A 21,638-nucleotide genomic window follows, 5' to 3' on the forward strand; every position below is an offset into this window, starting at 1 on the left:
AGACTAGATATTCCTCTGGAAATATAAATGTTATAATATTCTTTTTAATTCCCCCGTTTTTGCGCAATAAACTTTTTAATTGCTTTTGATTGCACGTATTTTGTTTACATAATAATATTATGGTTTTATTATTTTGCATAGAAAAACCGCTACCTATACAGTTAATGTATAAACAGCGGCTCGGTGTTATAAGACATATTACTTGCTAAGTATAGTATGTACAGATATCCAAAAATAAATACCTATTTAAACAATAAAGTTTCAAGATTAGTTGTAAGCACTCTCTTCTTCTATTCTTATACCTTTTAAGGAGCTGTCCGAAATGGAAACAAAATTATTGTGCTCCCTGGGGCCCAAACCACGAACTGTATGAACTTCTAAGAAACCTACTTTAACAGCATTTCCGTTCCCTAGTTCACACCTATATAATTCATAGCGGTTATTGTGAGGGCTATAGAAATAAGCAACACGATTTCTTATGTTTATGGCTTTGGATCCTTCCATTCCACTCGGTATAGTATAAAGACCAGAAACTTTCTTATTCTTATCCAATTCAACTATATCAAAGTCAGGAAAGGCACATAACCATAATGCATTTGCTTTGGATTTACAAATGGCATAACAATCGCCAATAACAAGCTCTCTATCTAGGTCTGAATGAAATCTAAATATGGGTTGGCCGCCGTAACTAAATAGCACTAAGCCCTCTGTAGAAATTCCTTTCCCAAATACACCCTCATCAAAGTAACTTATCCAGATCCCCTCTTTATTAGGAGACACATCTTCAACAGCATCTCCGCAATAAAAAGAACTCTTAGCCTCTCCATCTTTACTTAGAATATATAAGTTATGGCTTTTTGAACGAGTTCGGGAATTTACGATGAGAAATTCTTGTTCGTTAACCCAACGGATTAAGGGAGTGGTGATTTTAAAGGGAGAGTCTATTGCGCAGTTATTAATTACTATCTGATATTTAGTTCCTGTTTTGAGAACAACAAGATGGCCATATCTGTCGTTCCAATCCGCATCTACAATTACGCTTTTCTTTTGTTCTGCAGGTATAGAATATAAGTTAGTTTCAATAACATTTACCATATAGACACCCCTTTTTACATCATTAAGATACTTTAAACACAGCAACCGTTGAATTATTAAAGCCTATAAAATGATTATTCTGGCTTTCTGGTAGTCCACGGAGGCGTTCACTTTTAATATCACCAATTTTGCGTGGAGCACCTTTTTTACGTTGGTCCCAAGCGTATAAATCAGTACTTGTCCGATATGGACTATGAAAGAAAGTGATAGTTCCGTCAAAGCTGATTGCATTAGTTCCGTGTAGCTTCTCTGGGATTTTTATTTTTTTAGAAATCTTCTTATCTTTATCTAACTGTATTAAATTAAAGTTAGAGTAAGGTAATAACCATACTCCTCCCTCAGCCGCTCCGCACATTGCATAGCAATCCTCAATAATGAAGTCGTCTTCATCTTCGTTGTCACTCAGGTATCCTAACTCTTTATTGAATTTAAAACGTGGTTTTCCGCTATAGTCAAAAAAGACAAGTCCTTCTGTAGAAATGCCTTGCCCGTATATCCCTTCTTCAGAGTAACTAACCCATATTCCTTTATCCGTAGGAAAGATCTCTTGTACACAATCACCGCACTCAAAAGAAGACAACATTTCACCTTCGCTATTTACTATAAAAGCATTGTGTTCTGACGAGTCGTTAATTGGATTAACCAAGATGAATTGTTGGTTATTAATCCAACGAATGAGCGGATAATCCAGTTTTAACCTTGGATAAATTAATTGCTCATTAAAAAGAATGCCGTAGCTCTTTTCAAACTTAAGAACAACCAATAATCCGTATTCATCGTGGTAATCAGCGTCTATAACTTTTGCTTTCTCATATATGTCAGGTATTGTGTACAGTTCATTTTTTGTAACTTTCATTTTAGCGCCCCTTTTATTAAATAGATAAACAGAATTATACAGGAAATGTTTAGGTGACAACTAGCAAAAAGCGTTGACTATTCTTTAGTGCTTTGATAGATTAAAACATAGTAACTCTCTTTTGTTAAGTAGTTAATTTATTAACCCCTTAACATTTATTCAGTTAAGTTAAAAACAACGCGAAAAGAAAGCCAAAGGATTAAATTCCTTTGGCTTTCTTTTTTACTCTAAATAATTTTTTCTTTTAAATAAGGTTTGGTTCTCTTGGGGGATTTACGTTTCTTTTTTCTGCCTTCCTCAGCATCCCACCGCTCTCCATCCCACTTAAAGGTTAGCTCGTATTGTTGACCGTTTTTTTCTCTCTCTAAGACTAGCTTTCCCTCTAACATTAAGTCACAAAGCCCTTCTTCTACATCGTATCCCCAATCCGTAACGCTCCCTTCATAATATAGATCATCTCTTGCTGGAATGTAATCGGGATATTGATCTCTAAGTCTTTTTATATGTTCGTAATTAAGGTGGTAAGGTCCATATGTCTTTGTATTCTCAGGATGCTTAATAGGAAATAGAACTGGGCTTCCGTAATAATGAAGTGCAATAATTACTTCATTTCCTTTGTAACCGTATGATTGACCCTTAAATCCGTTTACAGTAATTACTTTTTGTTCCACTTTATCTCCTCCAATGTATACAAATTGCTGGTCATTCCTATCTCTTACATTCCATCTTACATATTGAATTGAACAATTACCATAATTCTTTTATACAGTAAATATATTCTACAATTGTATATATCAGTGTGGTAGGATAGAAAGTGGATTTATAAAGTAGAGAGGAGGTTACGAAAGTGAAATTTCTAGAGTATTTACCGCTACTCATTATTGTTGCAGTTACTCTCTTATACGTGTTGATTCCTAAAAGTACAAAACCGCTATACAAAAAGATATTCTCTATATACTTCGTGGCTATTGCTGTTATCTTTGTTATTGGCCGTGAGTACATAGCTTATAAATATAACGGAACACCCGTACCAGATAGTTTTTGGAACTTAAATACAGGTTGGACTGACATAATAACTTTTGCTTACCTTGTACCAGCTGCTATATTCTTTTTGTTTATATACGTAAGAACCATTCGCTTCACAAAAGAAAGAATACTGAAGTGGTTTATAGGTTTTAGTATCATTCCAATGAGTTTAGGTTTTATCGTAGCTTTATTTATTTTCGGTTTAGGATACGGATATAGCCCTTAATTACATTTAATGAGAGATTAATACATATAAGATTTTAAATTCAGGAGGAAGAAAATAATGATTGGCGTACCACTCTTAGCAGCTCTTTTACCAGGAGCATTTATAATACTTCTTACTTGGTGGTTTAGAAAGAACGAAACAACTCTTTTGTTACAAGTGTTACCTGCAACTTTAACAATTATAGCGGGTCTAATTTACCTTTACATAGGATTTGTTCACATCGGAGGATTTGCAGGAGCAGCTTATGGATATCTAGCTTTCTTCCTTATTTTATTTGCAATTATTGCGCTCGCATTAGCACTAAGGAAGGTTCCGACTAGTAGCGGAAATGCAACTCCTTCTAAATAAGATATGGGCAGAAATATAAAAAAGATCTTAACATTGCGTTTAAGATCTTTTTTATATGAATTAACTGTTATCAGGGTCCCTCATAATTTCAACCATAGCGTAAAATACATAAATCCAAAAAGCAGTGAAAAAGTATTTGGTAACGAGGTTTATATGAAAACCTTCGTATACAAAAAGCAGTAAAGCAGCTCCTCCGAAAATTAAAAGGATTAGTCTTATATTATAAGACAACAAAAGCGTATGAATCTTTTTACTTATTCTACTCTGCTTCCTAAACTTTATGATTTTTGCCACTGCTTATTCACTCCTCAATTAAAAGATTCTGTATTAGACATTACTACCGCTATTAAAGGATTCGTTTCTTACCTAAGTAAAAGTATTATAGTGCTTGTGAAAACGAAAGGAGTTGTATTTTAATGGCTGACACTCATACTTATACAAAGGGTGAAGAAATAGCAAACTCAATATCTCACGGCATTGGAGCGCTTCTAAGTATTGCCGCTTTAGTATTGTTAATTGTCTACTCTTCTTTGTATGGCACACCTTGGCATATTGTTAGTTTTACGATATTTGGTTCCACAATGTTGCTTCTGTACATCTCTTCTACAATGGTTCATAGCCTTCCACAAGGAAAAGGAAAAGATATTTTTGAAATACTTGATCATTCCTCAATTTATTTCTTTATTGCCGGTACTTACACGCCTTTTTTATTAATAGCTGTTAAAGGTACATTAGGTTGGACGTTATTCGGAATTGTTTGGGGTGTAGCAATAGTAGGTACAATCTTTAAAGTGTTTTTTGTAAAGAAGTTTCTGTATACTTCCACTGCCTTGTATATTCTAATGGGATGGATGATTGTTTTCGCTTGGAATCCGCTAAATGATACAATTCAACGCGAAGGCATTTATTATCTAGTAGCTGGTGGAATAGCATATACAGTTGGAGCTGCTTTTTATGTTTGGCGATCTCGATTTAATCATTTAATATGGCACATATTTGTTATTGTAGGTAGCTTATTGCATTTCTTCTGTATATTCTTATATGTATTGCCAATTAGATAAAAAAGAATAACTAGAGGAATATTAACTAAAAAAAGCAGGATAGACCCTATAAGGTTTATCCTGCTTTTTATATACCATTATTTCATTCTATATTGCGCGTCTGTCTTTCTTACAAAACCCAATAACGAACAAAATAGAAACCATACCGCCGTAGCCGATAATTGATTTTATAGGTTCTGGCATTAAATTTTGAGCGACTATTAAAAATAATGCGGTAAATATAATAAGTGTATCGTATTCACCTTTAACTAATGACCAAACTCCGCGATAGTTATGCTTCTTCTTCTTGCTCTTTAAAATAATGAAATAACTAGCAATCAGCAAAGCAAAAGATATTATGTACAGTGAGATCCACGAAAAAACATTAAACGCACCTAACAGCATACCAACAAACATTAATAAGATAGGAAACCGATATTCCAAATAATCCCCTCTTTTTCTACTAATTTAACCGCTGTGCAAGTATGAAACATTCACCCTTTTTACATTACGGTAACTATACTTACTCTCTATAATATATAATTTCTTCTTTTTTTACCATATTGTCAAATTGCTTTTATACTCTTAGCAAGAATATAGAAATTTATAGGAGGCTCTTATTTATGAGTAAAGTAAAGGAAAATAAAAAGTTTAAAATTGTAGAAAAAGACAACAAACCTAATACGCTAAAAGTAGTTTGGTTTATTGACGATGAGCTAGGATATGGAGTTGAGTATTCTGATGCTGAAGCTATCATTGCTTCTTGGTCATTTGGAGATAACGGTATTGAATCTTTCATTCTTTCTAAAAAATTGTATGGTTATATGGTCAATATCCTGAGTGAATTAGAAAGTAAGCAAAAACTTAGCAGAAAAGATCCTAATTCACCATTTGTAGAGGTATCTTTGCCAAGTAAGCTTACATCTGCTACGTTCTCCATTAATAATGGAAAGACAACAAAAAAGAATAATGACGATGTGTTATCTGTTGTTCAGCTTCTTGAAGAACATTTTGGTCAACATCCTTTAAAAAACTATGCAGAAAAAAAGAAACAAGATATCCAGTTAGTTAAAGAAAAGGGTTTATGGACACCCCTAACATTCGTTCAACATTCTGCTTAATCAATTTAGGTATTATACATTAAGGACTGTATGCTTAGCATAACAGTCTTTTTCTCTGCTTTAAATAGTTTAAATCTCTTTTATACTTTAGAGATTTAAACTATTTAACTGTTCACCTAAGGGTTAGGTTTATATATACTGTATTTATCCTTATAAATCACTTATGTGGTAAATTTTTATAGTAACAATTTCAATTATGGAAATTATAATAGTTGAGTGTTTCTGGCTGATTTTTAAATGTTTTAGAATATTTAATGAGCTATCTGATTCACAGCATTCAGAATCATCTTTGTTCATCTATTTATAGGTATAAGTTCTATATCTATGCCATCTCCCTAGAAAAAGTTAGTTTATTTTACAGACAACTTTTCCGTCATTTACTTTACTATCCTTTTATATTTTTCACCTTTTATTTTTTTCTCAGTAAAAAAGAAGTGACATTTCTTTTTCTTTGTTGTACAATTCTCTTTGTAAGATATATTGATGACACAATGCAGAAACTTCAACCAACCTTGTTAATGCTTTAAACCTTATCTTATTAATCAAACATTTCTGGATGTGCTACTAATAAAAAGTAGTCATTCAACCTCAGTAATACATAACTGTTTTGAAAATGTGAAAATTTTATTTTGAATTGATACTAGGTACTAAGTATAAAATTCAGCTAACATCTTAGGTATAAACTTTCCATATTTGCAAGTAAGTTTATGTAAAAAAAGATCTATCACTTATGTTGTTGTATATTAAATATTTCTGACTTGACTAATGACTTATTTATCACATTCATACAATATGTCCTAATGTAAATGATAGTATCGCTAGAAACAATAAGGAACTATACTCTGTATAGTAAGGCGCTTTAATTAACCGTTAGGCCGCGGTGTTAAAGTGACTCAACCTTATTGTTTCTTTTTTTGCTTAAAAAGAGATATGATCTGCTAGGTGCAAACCTACAATAGAAAAGCACTTTGCTTCTCAAGGAAAGTATAATGTAAATCATATAACTTGTGCTGTTATGTAGTAGGTATTTAAAATTCAACTCAATCCTTGATTGTGTTTTTTTATGATGCAAATCTATAAATAGTAACTTAGAACTAACAAACAATGTAGAAAATGGTGTAACGATGCGTAACAGAAAATTAGAAAGCTTTAACTTTAATATAGCTGCAACTTTGCTTCTTCTCTTTTGTGTAAGTTGCTTTGCAATTTATGCAGCTCAACAAACTGGTCAATATGGTTCGAATTTTGTTTTAAGGCAAGCGATATGGTATACAATCGGAGCGGTTATTATTGCAATAGCAATGAGACCAGACTTAGAACAACTTAATCAGTTTACTTGGTATTTTTATGGATTTAATATTCTTTTGCTTATATTGCTCATAATCTCCCCTTCCAGCATTGCTCCCTTAAAGAATAATGCAAAGAGCTGGTTTGTATTGCCGGGAATAGGTTCTATTCAGCCATCAGAGTTTATGAAGATTGCTTTGGTTCTTGCTCTCAGTAAAGTTGTATCTAAACATAACGAAGCGAACCCTTCAAGAGATATGCGAAGTGATATTGCGCTTATTATTAAATTATCCGCTACACTTTTTGTACCAATACTTTTAGTAATGAAACAACCTGATTTAGGAACAACACTGGTAATGGTATTTTTATTTTTTACAATGTTGTTTATATCAGGTATAACATTTAAATTAATTATCCCAATCTTCTCCTCTATTGTAGCTATTGGGGTAGCACTCATCTATATGGTGCTTTATCACGCCACGCTATTAGAGAAATACTTAAAAGTGCAGGCTTATCAGTTTGATCGTATTTATGCCTGGTTTAAACCTGAAGACTATGCCGGAAGCTTATCTTATAATTATATGCAGGTCTTAAAAGCTATTGGATCAGGACAAATAGTTGGTCGAGATTTATCTAGCGGAGCGGTTTATGTTCCTGAAAAACATTCGGACTTTATTTTTAGTGCTATTGGAGAAAACTATGGTTTTCTTGGTACCAGCGTAGTGCTTCTTATGTTTATGTTGCTGATCTATCATATTGTTATGGTTGCTCATAATACAAAAGACGCGTTTGCTTCTTACATATGCACAGGTGTTATTGCTATTATCCTCTTCCACGTTCTTGAGAACGTTGGAATGTGTATTGGTATTCTTCCGATCACCGGAATTCCGCTACCTTTTATAAGCTATGGAGGAAGTTCCCTTATGAGCAGTATGTTTTTAATCGGGATTGTTCTAAATATTAGTTACAGGTCAAAAGTGTATATGTTTAATCAAAAATAAGACCTAACTATAAAAATACTTATTGATATTAACGCGGTAAATCACTATACTTACATATGAAGAGCTTGATACACTCTTTACATAACCCCCTTCATCTAATAGTTATTTGAAGGAATTAAAGTAAATCTCCTGCAAGGTTTACTTTACGAAAACAGACCGCTTCAACGGTCTGTTTTTTTGTGGTGTTTATTAACGTAAGGTCTTGACCACAAGGCTGAATATATTCTAGTACAAAGCGCTCTGGTTTCCACTCCTATTCCCATTACTTTCTTGGCACATCAACTACTACACACAATTCTTTCAATTATACTGAAGGTGGTTAATTGCTCTCAGGTAGATTCCCAGTAGATACAATTAATTTGTAAAGTAATTACCACACATTTAAAATTCTTTTTTTCACACACTAAGAGAAATGAATATATAATCTAAAGGCGCTCTAAGAAGCAGATAAAATTCAATACTACATAATTTACGTTGTAGAAAAAAGGAGATATAACATTGAAAAAATATTACGGATTATATGATTTACAACTAGATGATTTTAAACCAGGAATCGCAGGAACCAATTACAGTTCTGTAGAAGAAATTGGTGCTGAAAGAGCATTTGTCCTTTCGCAAGCTGTTGATGAACCGACTTCTGATAATATGACTAATAAAGAAATTTTAGATGAATATGGATACGAAGTACGTGAGGTATCTGAGGAAGAATACAAAGAAATCCTAATAAGCCAAAAAAGCGCTTTGCTAACCTCAGTAACGCTCTAACGGTAAATGTTTAATATTTAAAAACATTAGTGGAAAGAGCTAAACAATGCTTCCTAAGAAACAACTACTTAAATCGAAAAAGACGTAAGGTTTATAATGTACCCCTACGTCTTTTTGCTTTTTATTGAATGGAGTTATCCCATTCTTCTAGCCATTGTTTAGGCATTTTAACTTCTTTTTGTTCAAGTTTCTGTAATTCTTCAAATGTATATGTATTGGATAAGTAAAGCTCCCATTGATTTTCTATATCCAAAGCAACCATTATTGCCTTTTTATTTTTTGACCTGTTTATGCTAATGCTTGTGTCCTTAGAGTTTTCTTGCAAAAATCCCTCACACCAATCAACCAAGTCCTTGTGTGAAATAGAATTAATAACCGCTAGTTTTATTACTTTCTTTAGTGAGTCTGCTGTATAACTGTATTTTCCTAACATATGAACACCTACTTATAAACGTTTCCATAACAATATAACCTTTCGAGTAAAACTTCTACTTTTAGTAATTAATTAAAGAAGAAAAACAAAAAGAACCGCTAGTTTTCATAGCGGTCCCCTTCAAATGAGTTAATAAAATTATGAGTTCTCTTTATGATCTTCTTTGTTATTGCCCTTCTTAAATCTATTAAGCAGTTTATGGTATACATAAATACCTGCTCCGGTCAGATAAACAATAGCTCCCCAGCGCCCTGGTAAGAACTTAATTAGCCATATAGCCATTGTAATAGTTGCTACTGCTAAAAGACCTACCCAATGATCGTGTTTTAATTGTTTTTTCTTAGTTAGAACAACAATATAGCCAATTGGCGGAGCAAGGATGCATAAAACAATATAAAACTCAAAAGATTTATACCACGGCCTCTTTTTCATAGATAATCACCAACTTTATGTAAACATCTTCTGCAGCAAGTATAGGTAAACCTTAAAACGCTATTTAATCTACTTAATGTTCATAATGCATACCTTTAATTGGTCGAGTTTTTTAAGGTTAATTTTCTTCTTTACTTATTTCTTTGTTTTGTTTTTGGTTTAAGATTACGATTAAATTGTAGGCAAAGATTAACACTCCACAACCTACCATTATCCACTCAAAAACACCCCTAAACCCAGGGTTTATGTAGTTAGCTACTGCAATAAAAATTCCAGTTAACATATTTAAATAATTCCAAAACAAAAAGATTGCTCCCTTTTAAGTAATTTTATAAAGGAAATACTTCATAGCAGTTCTACAAATTGCTAATATCTCCAAAACAAGTCCACTCTAACATAATTAGAAAATCCTTTCAAATGACTCTTGCTTCTTTTATTCTTATTGCAATCTTTTTAGTTACCCAAAATAGAGAGTAAAAGAAAAAGAAATTAAAGATTAGATTAAACACTTGAAAGCTAAGTTGCCCACCACCACTTAGATGAAACCCTAACCAGCGTGCAGGAAATCCAAAATAGTATGAGCGAAACACTTCGTTAACTACCTTAATTCCGATAACGGGAATAAACGACACGACTATCACCGCAATAATACTAAATAGAGATAATTTTTTATTGAATTTCAAAAAGACACTCCTTATAAAATATTGTACTTTGTAATTACATTTACCATTTTATCAAATAATTAGGCGCTACATTATTAATAAAAAGAATTTACATTGTTAAGATTAAATAAAAAACTACCCAGCGAGACTAACTGAATAGTTAAATTGGGTAGTTTTTTATGCTATATAATTAACGATTATTAGGGTTACTATGTATATAAACTGCAATACTTACATTGATGTGATAAACATTAGCAATAGCATTAAGACACCTAATAGGCCGCTTATAAAGATATTTATTAAAGATATAATAACATTGTGTTTGATTTTTATTGCACCAACTATTAACCCAGCTATAACCACAACCCACCAAATTGTTTCAAAGAGTCTTTCATTGTATTCAGTAGTGTCGCTAAAAAATAAGACAAATAGCAATAGTTGTAGTATAAGTGTAGCAACACTTAATAAAGACGGTCTGCGCTGTTTGTATTTGCGATGTAAAACTGCTCCAATCATTGTAAGACCAATAGCAGCTGATAAAAGAATAAGCAGTAGTAATACGCTAAAACCCATTTATTTAAATTCCCCTTTTATAAAAAAGTTCGCCCATCAAGTTCTAACTTTTAAACATTGCTAAACCAGAATGTTTAGTAATTGCTTTTTCAGTAGTACTTAACTTTCAGTTATGACTAGTCAAAAAATAGTAAAGAACAGCTCTTGAACAATCTTAGTTACTCTTCCTCATCGCTTCTATATTCTAAGATATCGCCTGGCTGACATTCTAACGCCTCACATATTTTTTCTAATGTTGTAAACCTAACTGCTTTAGCCTTCCCGTTTTTTAAAATAGAAAGATTAGCCATTGTTATGCCTACTCTCTCAGAGAGCTCAGTAACACTCATTTTTCTTTTTGCTAACATTACGTCAATGTTAATAATAATAGCCATTTTATTCACCTCAGACTGTGTAGTCGTTCTCTGACTTAATATCAATTGCTTCATTTAAAAGTCTTTTGAGAACAGCGGCAAAAACCGCGATTACGAGCGAAGCAAAGATGGGAATCATACCAATAATTATAAGACCTGGTGCATCATCCTTTTCCGCTACAAGATAAACAAATGGTAGCATTACAACGTATAAACCGCTAATTATAAGCCCACAGTACTTTATTTTATTAAGTGCCTCTACAGAAACATTGGAAAAACCTTCGTTATTGTCAATTAACATCAAAAGTCTAAAAGCCTGATAGAGTGCTGTGCAATAAGGAATGACTGAAATATACATTATTATTAACGCCGGATATAAGTTGCTAGCATAGTTAGGATCTACTGAATTGCCGGCCAAATAAAATATGCCGTATATAGCTAAGGCAAGAATAGGAGCTCCCATAAGGAACAGGGCTAGTTTTAAGAAGATTGTTGAACTTTGTTTCATAAACATACACCTCTCTTATTAATTCTGAGTATGAATTTATCATATTTTTTATCGTTTTACAATAAATACTTATCTTTTTTTATTATATTATTATTGTTATATTCATCAAATCCTATTTTTATTACTTATTGTAATCCAACCTTTTAAAGACTTACTGAAAAAAAATTAATAAGAGATAACACAGAATCAACAGTTATTTTTTAAAAAAGGCAATAATTATTGTCCAGGCTTATATTAATACTATTTTCTAAACAATTCATCCCTTTGGATTAAAATAGGATGTTTTTCTCATTCTAAATTATTGCTATTTTTAAGCATTGTTTGTTGTCGAGAAGGTCTATTTCCCTCTGGAAAGAAAACTCCCTAGTTAAGCTAGTTTGCAGTATTTAAAAGTGGGTCCAAACTTCTTATTAGCCTATCGAGATCTATTTATAGTTACATCTAAAAATAGGGTCGAGGTAAAATAAAAATTAATATTGATTATTTAGAACATATTTTAATTAAAACAACTTGTTTGTTATAGTTCTTTTTAAAAATAAAAACCACTCAATAATTTTTGAGCGGCACTTAGTTGCTATAGTATTTGAAAAATATTTTAAAATTTGTCTCTATATTTGAAGCTCTTTGTTTTATTTGATTGAGGGTGTCCTCAATGTTATCTATTGAGTTTTCTATGTTGTCTAATGAGCTAGAAATACAGTTGCTATTATCACTAGACTCTTTCATACTTCCTTTTATATCTTGGATATCACTTAATATCTTATTAGCGAGCTCCTCAAATTTTTCCAGTGTTGTTCCTCCTTTAAAAAATATTCATTTTACCGATTTTGTATTAAAATAACTATAGTTATTATACCAAATTTATCTAGATTACCTTACAAGTACGTTGAAGAAAAGAGGAAAAAATGAAAAGAAAAAGTCTCATTAAAATTATTGTTGTTATTTTTATATGTTTTATAGCTGTTTATTTTAGTAAAAGCTTTATTTCTAAACACTTTTTTAACGCAATGTGTGGAGAAGAAGTAATACAAAAAACATCTTTGAATAGTAGGTATAAACTAAAATTGCATCAAGTTGATTGTGGTGCTACTACTGGATTTTCTTACAATTTAACTATTAGCAAAGACAATAAAAACTCTAAGGAAATTATGAACTTCGAAATGTTAGAAGATGATCCTGACATAGAAGCGAACTTAAGTGAGAACAAACTAAACATTACATATAGTCAACCAACTGTAATCTCTAATACAAATAGCTCTTATAATGATTTAGACATTCGCTTTGTTAGAAAAGGAAAAGATTTTAAAGTGCCCTCTTCTTTTAAGGGGCAGAGGAAAAACTCAGATATTGACTATGTATCATTGTACGATAATGAGTTAGAAATTTATCAAAACGAAGAAATCCCCGCCGCTCAAGTAGGTTTTGCAGTAAATAATAAGGGTGAAGTAAAGTCTGGCTGGAATAAAGATTGGTTAGTAGTTGGTACTCTTAATTATGAGATGCCAATATTTATTGATACCGCCAAACACAACTCCCCTATTTATGTAGGTCAGAAAAGAAATTCCAAGTGGGAAAAGGTTCAAATTTCTACTAACAATAGTCAACTACAAGCCATAAATAAGAAAATTGATAAGATTTCTGATGATCGTTTTACACCGGAAGACGCAAAGGAAAATCCGGTAAAAGAAAAAGATTTTAAAGAAATAATAAAAACTGCTAATGAAGATCAAAACCACATCAAGTTTTGGGAAGATTTTTTACGTGGCATAACATTGAAACCAAATACCTTTCTATAAGTAGTAGCATTGCCTGCTTTAATAAACTAAAAAGAGAACTGTGTAATAAACACAATTCTCTTTTTTATATTCATATTAAGTAATAAAGTTAGTAGTTAAAACTAACTTACGGTTCCATAAACCTTGAAAAGTCTAGATCTTTTTTCTTTTCAAGGTTATCCATCATTAGATGAATAAGTGATAACGGTTTTTCTTTTGTTTTTTTCCAATATTCGCTTTCCCTCTTAAACTGCTCCTCCATTTCTTCTGGCAAGCGAATTTCAAAAAGCTGTTCAAAGCTTGTTAAACGTAATGCGGCCATTAATGCAAGCATTTGAACATAGTTAACATTTGTTCCTTTGCCATTAACAAGTTCAGATATAGTAGCTACCCTCATACCAGTCATAGCAGCTAGTTGTTTTTGTGTTAACTTCCTTTCTTTTAAAGCATCATCTATTTTATATACAACCTTTGCACCTTTTAAATGTGACGCAGTACCCACAACTATGGGGTTCATCAATTTATGTGTCTCTTCAATAATGTGTTCTGCCTTTTGTGAAATCATCTTAGCACTCCTTTGGTTACGGTTTTCTGTAAAGGAGCTTTTGCCCTCGGTATTATACTATATTTTATATTCGTTGCAAGACCTAACTGGTATATGTAAAAAAACTCGAAATCTGTTCTGTTCGAGTTTTCAGGTAGTTATAAAATATAATGTAGCAATCTAACACTAAAATGTTAACGTCAGTTTCACTTTTGCTTAATTTACATTAAGTGTTGCCAGCTCCATTTTTTTGTTTCGGTATAACATTCGAAAGGTAGCGCTATTTACTACGCTTACTATATTATCCAAATAAGTTTCTCCAATAGTATTAGAAAAACGGTGAAAAAATTCTTCTTCTGATCCGGCACCATAGCCTCTAGCGGATTTAAAAAAACCATCATAATCAAACATCCCCGCTTCTATGACAAAAGAAACTCTAAAGAAGTTGAAATGCCTAATGCCGCCTTCAATGCTATCTATATAGCAATGGAGTTCTAAGTCTGACATATCATCCTCTTCCACGTCTATATCTACAATATAGCAATTACTTTCGGGATGCTTGCTATATTTGGTAGTAGCTCTCGGAACTTTATAATAAGATGCTTCTTGAACAGATGCCCAAATTAACTCTCGTAGCTCGGTTTGCATCTTACAGCGTGTTTCAATTTCCTTTTTATTAAGAAGAAGAGTCTGGCTATTTACGTTTGTAAGCTTGTTTATTGCCCTATTTTGTTCAGAATGTTGGGCACATAATTCTATGAGTTGATCCATTACTTTGTCTCTTTCTAAATTCCCTAAACTTTTAGTTTTCATATTTCCTCCGATGAAGCCCTTATTAAAACACTATTATTTAGAATACAGGTTAGACTCCAGAATTTCAAAGGATGTTTTATACAAAAACGCCAACATAAACTTCTCTGAAGACTGGTCAAGTGATGATGTCACAAGACTGAGAAAGAGAAATGAATAATTTATTTCTTTTTTAACATTAAAGTAGCATATTATATATTTTTTCGCATATACATATAAGTTGGTCGCTTATCGCACGTTGATAAAATAAAATCACGAATATAATAATGGATTTTAAGCAACCTTTTTTAAAACTGCTTGTTAATTTGGAACACAGTAAAATTGGAACATTAAAATCACATAAATTTAATACAAACTAAACTTAGCGTAAGTTAATACAAAAAAGCTTATTAGAATTTTCATCTAATAAGCTTTTGTTTTTTTAAATATAAATTGTGCTAAGGATGTTTATTTAGAACATCATTTAATTAAACATACCTTCTTGCCTGTTCGAAGAATTTTTTTCATCTAATTTCTTTCCAGATTTTAAATAACCATTTTTCTGGGTTTCTTTTAATTTTTGTTTTCCACGTTTCTTTTCCTGGGATTGGTGTTACAATGGCTGCTTGTACTCCCATTCTTTTTGCACACCATACATCTGTAAATAGTTGATCACCCAAGAATAAGATTTGATTTAGTTCGATATCCTTAATCTCAGCAATCTGCTTAATTCGTCTTGTAGCGGGTTTTCCAGACTTCCCTATTCCTGATATTCCGTACTTGTCAATGAAGCTTTTTACGCGATTCTCGTTGTTATTAGAGACAATTATAAGGTTAATACCTAATTCTCTTAAAGATTTTAACCATTCTTCAAACTGATCGTCACCCATTTCATTCTCTGCTGCTAGGGTTCCATCTAAATCTGAAAGAATTACTTTAATATCTTTTTCTTTTAAGAACTTTTCGTCTATATCAAAAAAACTTGTTAAAAAATGTGCTGGTTTCAAATAGTTAATCATTTTTAATTCTCCTTTTCAATGTAACAAAAATAATTAAATCATCTAATTCCACCTATTTCAACCAAACTGTAATAAAATGTAGATAATTTTTTATTAAGGCGGTGTTTATTTGAAAAAAATATTTTTAATTGATGGTTCGTCAATGTTAAGTACTCAGTATTATGGAAATCTTCCAAAATCCTATACATATGCAAAATCTAAAGAAGAGAAATTAGCGGCTATGAATGATATTCTTCAAACTTCTACTGGCATTTATACAAATGCGGTATTTAATATGACTAAGACTATTTTAAAGCTTATAAAGGACTATAATATTGAATATTTAGGGGTTTGTTGGGATATATCGAGAAAAACCTTTAGACGAACGCTTTATCCTCAATATAAAGCTCATAGAGATGAAACTCCCCGTCCATTAAGTTCTCAATTTTCTCTAATGCAAAAAGTATTGGGTCATATGGGTATTCCTCAATTTAAACTAGAAAATTATGAGGCAGATGATTTAATTGGTAGCCTTTCAAAAAATCTCTCTTCTAACAATCAAGTGTACATACTTTCAAAAGACCGTGATGTTCTGCAGTTAATTAATACAAATACGACTGTATGGTTAAACACTAAACAAAGTAGCAAACTATTTCCTCAGATTAAAGAGCTAGACAACGAGTTTAAACACGCTCCTTACAGCTACTTCCCTTTCTCATTAGATGCATTTAGAATTATTTACGGATTAGAGCCAAAACAGCTAATAGACTTAAAAGGTCTTACTGGTGATACATCAGATGGTATACCTGGAATTAGCAATATGGGTGAAAAAACCGCTACTCCAATACTTCAACGTTACGATACCATTGAAAATTTTTATGAAGAGATTGAAAAACTTGAAATAAGAGATGCCCAACAGCTAATTAAAGATAAGGGCATTAAGCGGGTTAAGGTAGAGAAGATGTTAGAGAATAAAGAAGTAGCTCTTTTAAGTAAAGGTCTAGCGACTATTAATACAGAGGTACCAGAATATAAAAATTTATCTTTAAGTGATTTAAAGATAAACCTAAACAAAGAAAAGGCTTCAACTATCTTTAGTAAGTTAGAATTCCACTCCTTAAAATTATAGTTATTCTTCCCTTTTTGTAAGATGCTGCATATACACTGATTATTTAGAAGTATAATTATCTAAAAAACAAGGGGAGATAAATTTGAGCAGCATTGTTAGAAACTTCGAAGAAGCAGTTATAAAGGATATAAAAAAAATAACTAATTATAGCGGTATTAATTGGGATGCAGTATTTCTTAATGGCGGAGATATTGACTTTCACGATGAAGAGATAGAAATTACTTTTTTGGTTGACGATTACAATGGAGAGAGGTATAAATTTTGGTACGATTATGAGATGAAACGAGGTGCTTTATTAAAAGTAGAGGTTAAAAACAATGAAGAGGATTTCATTACAATATGGAAACAAGGCCTTTTTGAATAATTTAATAGAGCAACTGCTGTCCTTCTGTATTCTGTGTTTTCGGAAGCAAATGAAACAAAGAAAAAGCCTGCAATATATTATATTATTGCAGGCTTTTTCTTTGTTTGGGTCCTTTTAATTAGCGATATTGTTCTAGATTTTTCTCTCTTTTAATTGGTCCCTTATGAAATTTACTCCACTCTACTATACGGTCTGCTATTCTGTCATAAAGATCGTCTTCTAAGTACGGATAGTCATAATCCAAAAGCCTTTTGATATTAGCTACTAACTCCTCTTGTGTTTCCGCACTAAATGCTTTGTCATTAGCTAATGTTTCTAAAAGGTAGTCGCAAAACATTTTGAAGCCTTCATCCCAGTTACCATTACCATTACTTTGGGCTTCATATCTCAATTTTTCTACAGCTCTAAGTAACTCTCCTTCTACTGTGTCAGATTGACCGCTGCGCGGTACGTAATTTTGCCAAATCTTCTTTGCTTCTTCAAAGTATCTCATATGTATTCTCCAATCATATAATTTGTTTAAATAAAATTTATTATATTTATGAGTTATTCAAACTAGCAATAGGCGTTTAAAAAGCGCAAATGAGAATGTTTGTAACCCAGAAGCAATTTCCTTATTTAATTTACTACAACTATATTACAAGAGATTGGAAAAGAATCAATATGTTACACGCACCTAGAACCATTAATAGCTATAACTTTTTTCAAAAAAAGACCTTTACACAATGCAAAAGGTCTTTTCAAATTATTTATCTTGTTTTTCTAGTTGTTTGTTCTTTAAAATGTCTTGAGCTGATACTTTAATAGCCTGAGCTAGTTCACTAAAATCCTCTGTGTTTTTTATTAGTAACTCTATTTGTACAGCACTAAAGTATTCTGCGTCTGTTCCATCCAACGTAATATCTTTTAGTTTCTTTAATTTTTCGTTAAATGCTTTTAGTTCGTTATTTAACTCATTAATTTCTTCATATACGGTTGGTATCATTATTTTCCCTACCTCTATTTATTATTTAGATTGTTATTCCGCTTGTATTATACATTAAAAGCAAGAACAACAACTTAAATATTCTTAAAAATATAATAATTTTAGAATTGATTTATAAATCCTGTTGTTAAAAAATTGTGGTGCCTAACAGCAAACTCGTATAAATACTATTCATTAATTGCTTACATTCTTATTTAATTGAATAGTCTTGTGTTTGGTATGGTACGGTAAATAAAGCGGTGCATTTCTTGTTTCCTTTACAAGCAAGCCTTCACCAGGTATTGAATTTATAACTTTCATATCTACAGGAATAATCTTTCCTTCTCTTTCAACTTTTAAAAAGATATCTAACAGTACCCATTGATTAGGATACAGGGAACGGACTTCTTCCCATTTCATTTAACATCACCGCTCCTTTTATTTTTAAGGTTCTTAATTGACTCTACACTCAAGTTTATTCTCTGTAAACCTTTTACATTTATTTGTTTGTAGTTAGCAAAAAAGTAGAGAATAACTCTACTTTTCAAAATCAGAAGCAAAATATAAGTCGTGAAGAATTGTTGCTAAGAAGAACTGTACTGAAGGACGCTCGAAGTATTTATTTTGAAGAATTCCAATTTGTCGTTTAAAAGCAAGCTCATATTCCTTAGAATTACGTTTCATTTCAAGTAATGATTTTATTAATGCATCCGTTTTATCTACAATATCTACTCTTATCCCCTCTGGAGTGTTATCTTTTGGATCTAGTAAATAATCATCTACATATTCCCTTAAGTAAGATGGCACCCACTGAACTATTTCTTTTGCTACCGATGTCTCGTATTCTTCAAAAGCCTTCTTTATATTCTCGCTTTGGTGTTTAACGGGCCCATTTACGTCACCTGATATAGCCTCTGGTAAATCGTGAAATAAAATTTTACCTATTAAACGTGTAATATCAATGTTAATTCCGTGTTTTTCCTTCTCGTATAAAGCAAAGAATAATCCAATAGCGGCTGCCCTAAATGAATGAGTAGCATCATTATCAGCATAAGCATTAAATCTTCCTGACCATCGCTTAATTTGATCCATCTTTAATACGGTCATTAAAAATTTTCTGTATGTGCTATCCGGTCGTTCAAACTCCTCTACTAAATCTTTTACTGATTGGTATTCGCTTTTTAAGATTCTTCTTTTAGAGTCCTCATAAGCTTGAGGAAAATGAAAGTAGTTAAGAGCTTGTAATTCACGAGCACTAAATAACATTGCATCAAATGTATCCGCTAAATCAACTATTCTTCCTTCTGGTGTATTATCTTCTGCATTTACTATGTATGTATAGAAATAGTCTTTTAACGAACCAGAGACGCATTCAGCTATACTAATTGAAGCTTCTCTTTCCAACTCTTTTATGTATTTCCCTACAATCTCGTTCTTTTTCGTACTATGTTTAATCGGGCCTGTAATTACCTCATTTAAATCGTGAAAAATAGCTTTTCCTAGTATTTTTTCTATATCAAGATTTCGGTTATATTTTACGTTTTCAGTTAGACCTATTAAAAGAGATAAAACCGCTACACGGTAACTATGACTAGCGGTAGAGTCTTCGTATTTTGGTGAGAAGTCGCTCCATCTTGGGATAATAGACAATCTGTATAAAACGTGGAAAAGCTCACTGTTTTTCGGATTTTTATTTCCCATCTTTTTCACCTGTATTCTCATTTGGCTCTTCGGTGATAGTAGCTTGCTTCTCTTCTTTAACTTCTCCTTTTACCTCTTCTTTTATAGGTTCTTTAGTAACCTCTCTTGGTTTTTCTTCGTTTTTATATTTAATTGCTTCTATCTTTATTTCTTCTTCTTCCACCACATCAAATTTCAATGTAATTTCATCTTTAATTCCAAACTTCTCTTCTAACTCTGACTCAATTTTCTTTCTTAAATCCTCCACTAAGATAATGACATTGACCTTTTCAATCTTTTTTACGTTAATGTCTACAGTTAACAATCTATCTTGCATTTTATGAGAAATTACCTTTGTTTCGTCACTGCTGTTAATGACAGTAGATAAAAACTCGTCAATTATTTGTTTTTTGATTTCATATTTCTTAAAATAATAACTCTCTTCTGTATCAACTTTTTTTGTTTTTTTCTCATCATCAGAATAAATAAATATAACAGCAAATGTAACAGCAAACATAATAACTAAAATCACAATACCTATTGTTGTATTCATTAGATGTAGGATGTCGAAATCTTTAGTAACAGCTAAAAGACATCCAAAAAGTATTACACTAATGCCCAGTAGATAGACAGTATGAAAAAACTTTTTCACAAGCATCACCTCTTAATTACTTGTTAATAGGACAAGTTGTTTTTCCTTTTAAAGGAGGCTTTTATTTTGGATAAAGAACAGATCATTTCAGAGGTATTAATTAAATGTCAGGCTCAAGGGGAAACCGTTATAGTAGGAGGTTATATTCGCAACAAATTATTAGGATATGACTTTAAAGACGTAGACTTACTTACTACCTGCACACCAGAGGAGTTAAAGACACTCTTTCCGCAGCTTAATTGGACGGAGCAAGGTTTAGAGTTAGGCATTACACGAATGACTTACAGAAGTATACAGTTTGAGTTTAGTTCCTGTTTTAAAGAAGCTTTTAAATACAAATTAGAGAAGAGAGATTTCACCATTAATCAATTCTACTTTGATGGCCACAATTTAACTTCCCAATCAACAGGTGCTAATGACATAGAACTAAAACTTCTCAAAGCTTCTGATTACTTACAGAACTCTACTATTGAGTGTTTAAAGAATAGCCCACAAGCATTTATAAGAGCGTTTAGGTTTGTAAGTTTATACGATCTTAAATGGGACGATAGCTTGCTTACTCTTTTTCAAAACAACAAAAATTTATTTAAAACCGTTCCTGATGGTCGATTACAAAATGAGGCATATGAAATTTTAAAAGGAAAAAACATTTTAAGAAGTCTGTACTATTACGAGCAAGTTGGATTAATTAGCACAAACCCTAAGTTGGAAGAAATGCAGGAGGTTCAAATACCTCTTTACACACAAAACCTTGCCGCTAGGCTAATTTACTTAAGCTACTTACTAGGAAAGCAGACCGTTATTGAATGGCTAACTCTCCATCACCTGTCTCAAAAGCTTGTTGAGGAAATTCAACTGTACCTTCCCTACTTAAAAACAGACAATTTAGAAATCCATCCTAAAAAACTCCCTTTTATGACTCTTTTAAAGAGATACCAATATCAAGATGACAAAGAAAAAATTAAGGAATTTCTAAAAAACAGTAGATAACAACAGAAAAAACCTACTTGCAAAATA

29 protein-coding genes are annotated in these 21,638 nt (G+C 32.0%); 10 read left to right on the top strand and 19 right to left on the bottom strand.

Annotated features, from left to right (window positions below):
• Positions 1-267 precede the first annotated feature (267 nt).
• The 3 genes from WKH56_RS09310 to WKH56_RS09320 form a co-directional block, all read right to left on the bottom strand.
• Entirely contained in the window at positions 268-1,095 is an 828-nt protein-coding gene (locus WKH56_RS09310) for a TetR family transcriptional regulator (protein WP_342835416.1), read from the bottom strand.
• Positions 1,096-1,117: 22 nt separating this feature from the next.
• A complete protein-coding gene (locus WKH56_RS09315; protein ID WP_342835417.1) occupies positions 1,118-1,951 on the bottom strand; it encodes a hypothetical protein in 834 nt (277 codons plus the stop codon).
• Positions 1,952-2,178: 227 nt separating this feature from the next.
• Positions 2,179-2,622, bottom strand: coding sequence for a hypothetical protein (locus WKH56_RS09320; RefSeq protein ID WP_342835418.1), 444 nt, complete (start codon positions 2,620-2,622; stop codon positions 2,179-2,181).
• A gap of 176 nt (positions 2,623-2,798) precedes the next feature.
• Between WKH56_RS09320 and WKH56_RS09325 the strand changes: the two genes are divergently transcribed.
• The 3 genes from WKH56_RS09325 to trhA all read left to right on the top strand — a co-directional run bounded on the left by WKH56_RS09325 (position 2,799) and on the right by trhA (position 4,612).
• Positions 2,799-3,203: a hypothetical protein gene (locus WKH56_RS09325; protein ID WP_316911078.1), complete on the top strand. Its 405-nt coding sequence runs from the start codon at positions 2,799-2,801 to the stop codon at positions 3,201-3,203.
• A 57-nt stretch (positions 3,204-3,260) separates the two neighbouring features.
• Positions 3,261-3,551: a YesK family protein gene (locus tag WKH56_RS09330; RefSeq protein ID WP_342835419.1), complete on the top strand. Its 291-nt coding sequence runs from the start codon at positions 3,261-3,263 to the stop codon at positions 3,549-3,551.
• A 416-nt stretch (positions 3,552-3,967) separates the two neighbouring features.
• On the top strand, positions 3,968-4,612 hold the full coding sequence (trhA, locus tag WKH56_RS09335) for a PAQR family membrane homeostasis protein TrhA (protein ID WP_316911459.1): 645 nt from the start codon (positions 3,968-3,970) through the stop codon (positions 4,610-4,612).
• Positions 4,613-4,699: 87 nt separating this feature from the next.
• On the opposite strand, the gene WKH56_RS09340 is transcribed toward trhA, so the two are convergent.
• Positions 4,700-5,035 carry a hypothetical protein gene (locus WKH56_RS09340; RefSeq protein ID WP_316911076.1) on the bottom strand — a complete coding sequence of 112 codons (336 nt, stop codon included), beginning with the start codon at positions 5,033-5,035 and terminating at the stop codon, positions 4,700-4,702.
• A gap of 179 nt (positions 5,036-5,214) precedes the next feature.
• Between WKH56_RS09340 and WKH56_RS09345 the strand changes: the two genes are divergently transcribed.
• The 3 genes from WKH56_RS09345 (at position 5,215) to WKH56_RS09355 (ending at position 8,765) form a co-directional block, all read left to right on the top strand.
• Positions 5,215-5,712, top strand: coding sequence for a hypothetical protein (locus WKH56_RS09345; RefSeq protein ID WP_316911075.1), 498 nt, complete (start codon positions 5,215-5,217; stop codon positions 5,710-5,712).
• 1,124 nt (positions 5,713-6,836) lie between these two features.
• The gene (locus tag WKH56_RS09350; RefSeq protein WP_342835420.1) at positions 6,837-8,000 is read left to right on the top strand and encodes an FtsW/RodA/SpoVE family cell cycle protein; all 1,164 of its coding nucleotides are present in this window, start codon (positions 6,837-6,839) and stop codon (positions 7,998-8,000) included.
• A 498-nt stretch (positions 8,001-8,498) separates the two neighbouring features.
• Positions 8,499-8,765 carry a hypothetical protein gene (locus WKH56_RS09355; protein WP_316911073.1) on the top strand — a complete coding sequence of 89 codons (267 nt, stop codon included), beginning with the start codon at positions 8,499-8,501 and terminating at the stop codon, positions 8,763-8,765.
• 121 nt (positions 8,766-8,886) lie between these two features.
• Here the strand turns inward: WKH56_RS09355 and WKH56_RS09360 are convergent, their stop codons facing one another.
• From WKH56_RS09360 to WKH56_RS09390, 7 genes are all read right to left on the bottom strand, one after another.
• Positions 8,887-9,198, bottom strand: a complete 312-nt coding sequence (locus WKH56_RS09360) for a hypothetical protein (protein WP_342835421.1) — start codon at positions 9,196-9,198, stop codon at positions 8,887-8,889.
• A 138-nt stretch (positions 9,199-9,336) separates the two neighbouring features.
• The gene (locus tag WKH56_RS09365; protein WP_316911071.1) at positions 9,337-9,630 is read right to left on the bottom strand and encodes a hypothetical protein; all 294 of its coding nucleotides are present in this window, start codon (positions 9,628-9,630) and stop codon (positions 9,337-9,339) included.
• A gap of 118 nt (positions 9,631-9,748) precedes the next feature.
• Positions 9,749-9,934, bottom strand: a complete 186-nt coding sequence (locus WKH56_RS09370; protein WP_342835422.1) for a hypothetical protein — start codon at positions 9,932-9,934, stop codon at positions 9,749-9,751.
• A gap of 109 nt (positions 9,935-10,043) precedes the next feature.
• On the bottom strand, positions 10,044-10,313 hold the full coding sequence (locus tag WKH56_RS09375) for a hypothetical protein (RefSeq protein WP_316911069.1): 270 nt from the start codon (positions 10,311-10,313) through the stop codon (positions 10,044-10,046).
• Between the two features lie 210 nt (positions 10,314-10,523).
• Complete coding sequence (locus WKH56_RS09380) at positions 10,524-10,865, bottom strand: hypothetical protein (RefSeq protein WP_342835423.1); 342 nt, start codon at positions 10,863-10,865, stop codon at positions 10,524-10,526.
• A gap of 158 nt (positions 10,866-11,023) precedes the next feature.
• Complete coding sequence (locus WKH56_RS09385) at positions 11,024-11,239, bottom strand: helix-turn-helix domain-containing protein (RefSeq protein ID WP_316911067.1); 216 nt, start codon at positions 11,237-11,239, stop codon at positions 11,024-11,026.
• Positions 11,240-11,249: 10 nt separating this feature from the next.
• Positions 11,250-11,726, bottom strand: a complete 477-nt coding sequence (locus tag WKH56_RS09390) for a DUF2975 domain-containing protein (RefSeq protein ID WP_342835424.1) — start codon at positions 11,724-11,726, stop codon at positions 11,250-11,252.
• Between the two features lie 905 nt (positions 11,727-12,631).
• Between WKH56_RS09390 and WKH56_RS09395 the strand changes: the two genes are divergently transcribed.
• Positions 12,632-13,522 carry a hypothetical protein gene (locus WKH56_RS09395; protein ID WP_342835425.1) on the top strand — a complete coding sequence of 297 codons (891 nt, stop codon included), beginning with the start codon at positions 12,632-12,634 and terminating at the stop codon, positions 13,520-13,522.
• A 106-nt stretch (positions 13,523-13,628) separates the two neighbouring features.
• Here the strand turns inward: WKH56_RS09395 and WKH56_RS09400 are convergent, their stop codons facing one another.
• The 3 genes from WKH56_RS09400 to WKH56_RS09410 form a co-directional block, all read right to left on the bottom strand.
• Positions 13,629-14,066, bottom strand: coding sequence for a helix-turn-helix domain-containing protein (locus WKH56_RS09400; protein ID WP_316911064.1), 438 nt, complete (start codon positions 14,064-14,066; stop codon positions 13,629-13,631).
• Positions 14,067-14,261: 195 nt separating this feature from the next.
• Positions 14,262-14,858, bottom strand: a complete 597-nt coding sequence (locus WKH56_RS09405; protein ID WP_316911063.1) for a hypothetical protein — start codon at positions 14,856-14,858, stop codon at positions 14,262-14,264.
• Between the two features lie 500 nt (positions 14,859-15,358).
• Positions 15,359-15,853 carry a YqeG family HAD IIIA-type phosphatase gene (locus tag WKH56_RS09410; protein ID WP_342835426.1) on the bottom strand — a complete coding sequence of 165 codons (495 nt, stop codon included), beginning with the start codon at positions 15,851-15,853 and terminating at the stop codon, positions 15,359-15,361.
• 109 nt (positions 15,854-15,962) lie between these two features.
• On the opposite strand from WKH56_RS09410, the gene WKH56_RS09415 reads away from it, so the two are divergent.
• Both WKH56_RS09415 and WKH56_RS09420 read left to right on the top strand, forming a co-directional pair.
• Positions 15,963-16,961, top strand: a complete 999-nt coding sequence (locus WKH56_RS09415) for a 5'-3' exonuclease (RefSeq protein ID WP_342835427.1) — start codon at positions 15,963-15,965, stop codon at positions 16,959-16,961.
• Between the two features lie 82 nt (positions 16,962-17,043).
• Positions 17,044-17,325 (top strand): hypothetical protein, encoded by a 282-nt coding sequence (locus WKH56_RS09420; RefSeq protein WP_342835428.1) that lies wholly within the window; start codon positions 17,044-17,046, stop codon positions 17,323-17,325.
• A 118-nt stretch (positions 17,326-17,443) separates the two neighbouring features.
• Here WKH56_RS09420 and WKH56_RS09425 read toward each other — a convergent pair whose 3' ends face one another.
• The 5 genes from WKH56_RS09425 to WKH56_RS09445 form a co-directional block, all read right to left on the bottom strand.
• Positions 17,444-17,818, bottom strand: coding sequence for a hypothetical protein (locus WKH56_RS09425; RefSeq protein ID WP_342835429.1), 375 nt, complete (start codon positions 17,816-17,818; stop codon positions 17,444-17,446).
• A 252-nt stretch (positions 17,819-18,070) separates the two neighbouring features.
• Positions 18,071-18,310 carry a hypothetical protein gene (locus WKH56_RS09430; protein ID WP_342835430.1) on the bottom strand — a complete coding sequence of 80 codons (240 nt, stop codon included), beginning with the start codon at positions 18,308-18,310 and terminating at the stop codon, positions 18,071-18,073.
• 174 nt (positions 18,311-18,484) lie between these two features.
• Positions 18,485-18,709: a hypothetical protein gene (locus WKH56_RS09435; RefSeq protein WP_342835431.1), complete on the bottom strand. Its 225-nt coding sequence runs from the start codon at positions 18,707-18,709 to the stop codon at positions 18,485-18,487.
• Positions 18,710-18,826: 117 nt separating this feature from the next.
• Positions 18,827-19,990: a YfbR-like 5'-deoxynucleotidase gene (locus WKH56_RS09440; RefSeq protein WP_342835432.1), complete on the bottom strand. Its 1,164-nt coding sequence runs from the start codon at positions 19,988-19,990 to the stop codon at positions 18,827-18,829.
• Entirely contained in the window at positions 19,980-20,522 is a 543-nt protein-coding gene (locus tag WKH56_RS09445; protein WP_342835433.1) for a hypothetical protein, read from the bottom strand. Before WKH56_RS09445 ends, WKH56_RS09440 begins: the two co-directional genes overlap by 11 nt.
• Positions 20,523-20,687: 165 nt before the next feature.
• Between WKH56_RS09445 and WKH56_RS09450 the strand changes: the two genes are divergently transcribed.
• Entirely contained in the window at positions 20,688-21,611 is a 924-nt protein-coding gene (locus tag WKH56_RS09450; protein ID WP_342835434.1) for a tRNA nucleotidyltransferase/poly(A) polymerase family protein, read from the top strand.
• Positions 21,612-21,638: the final 27 nt, after the last annotated feature.

Source organism: Priestia sp. SB1 (assembly GCF_038898415.1).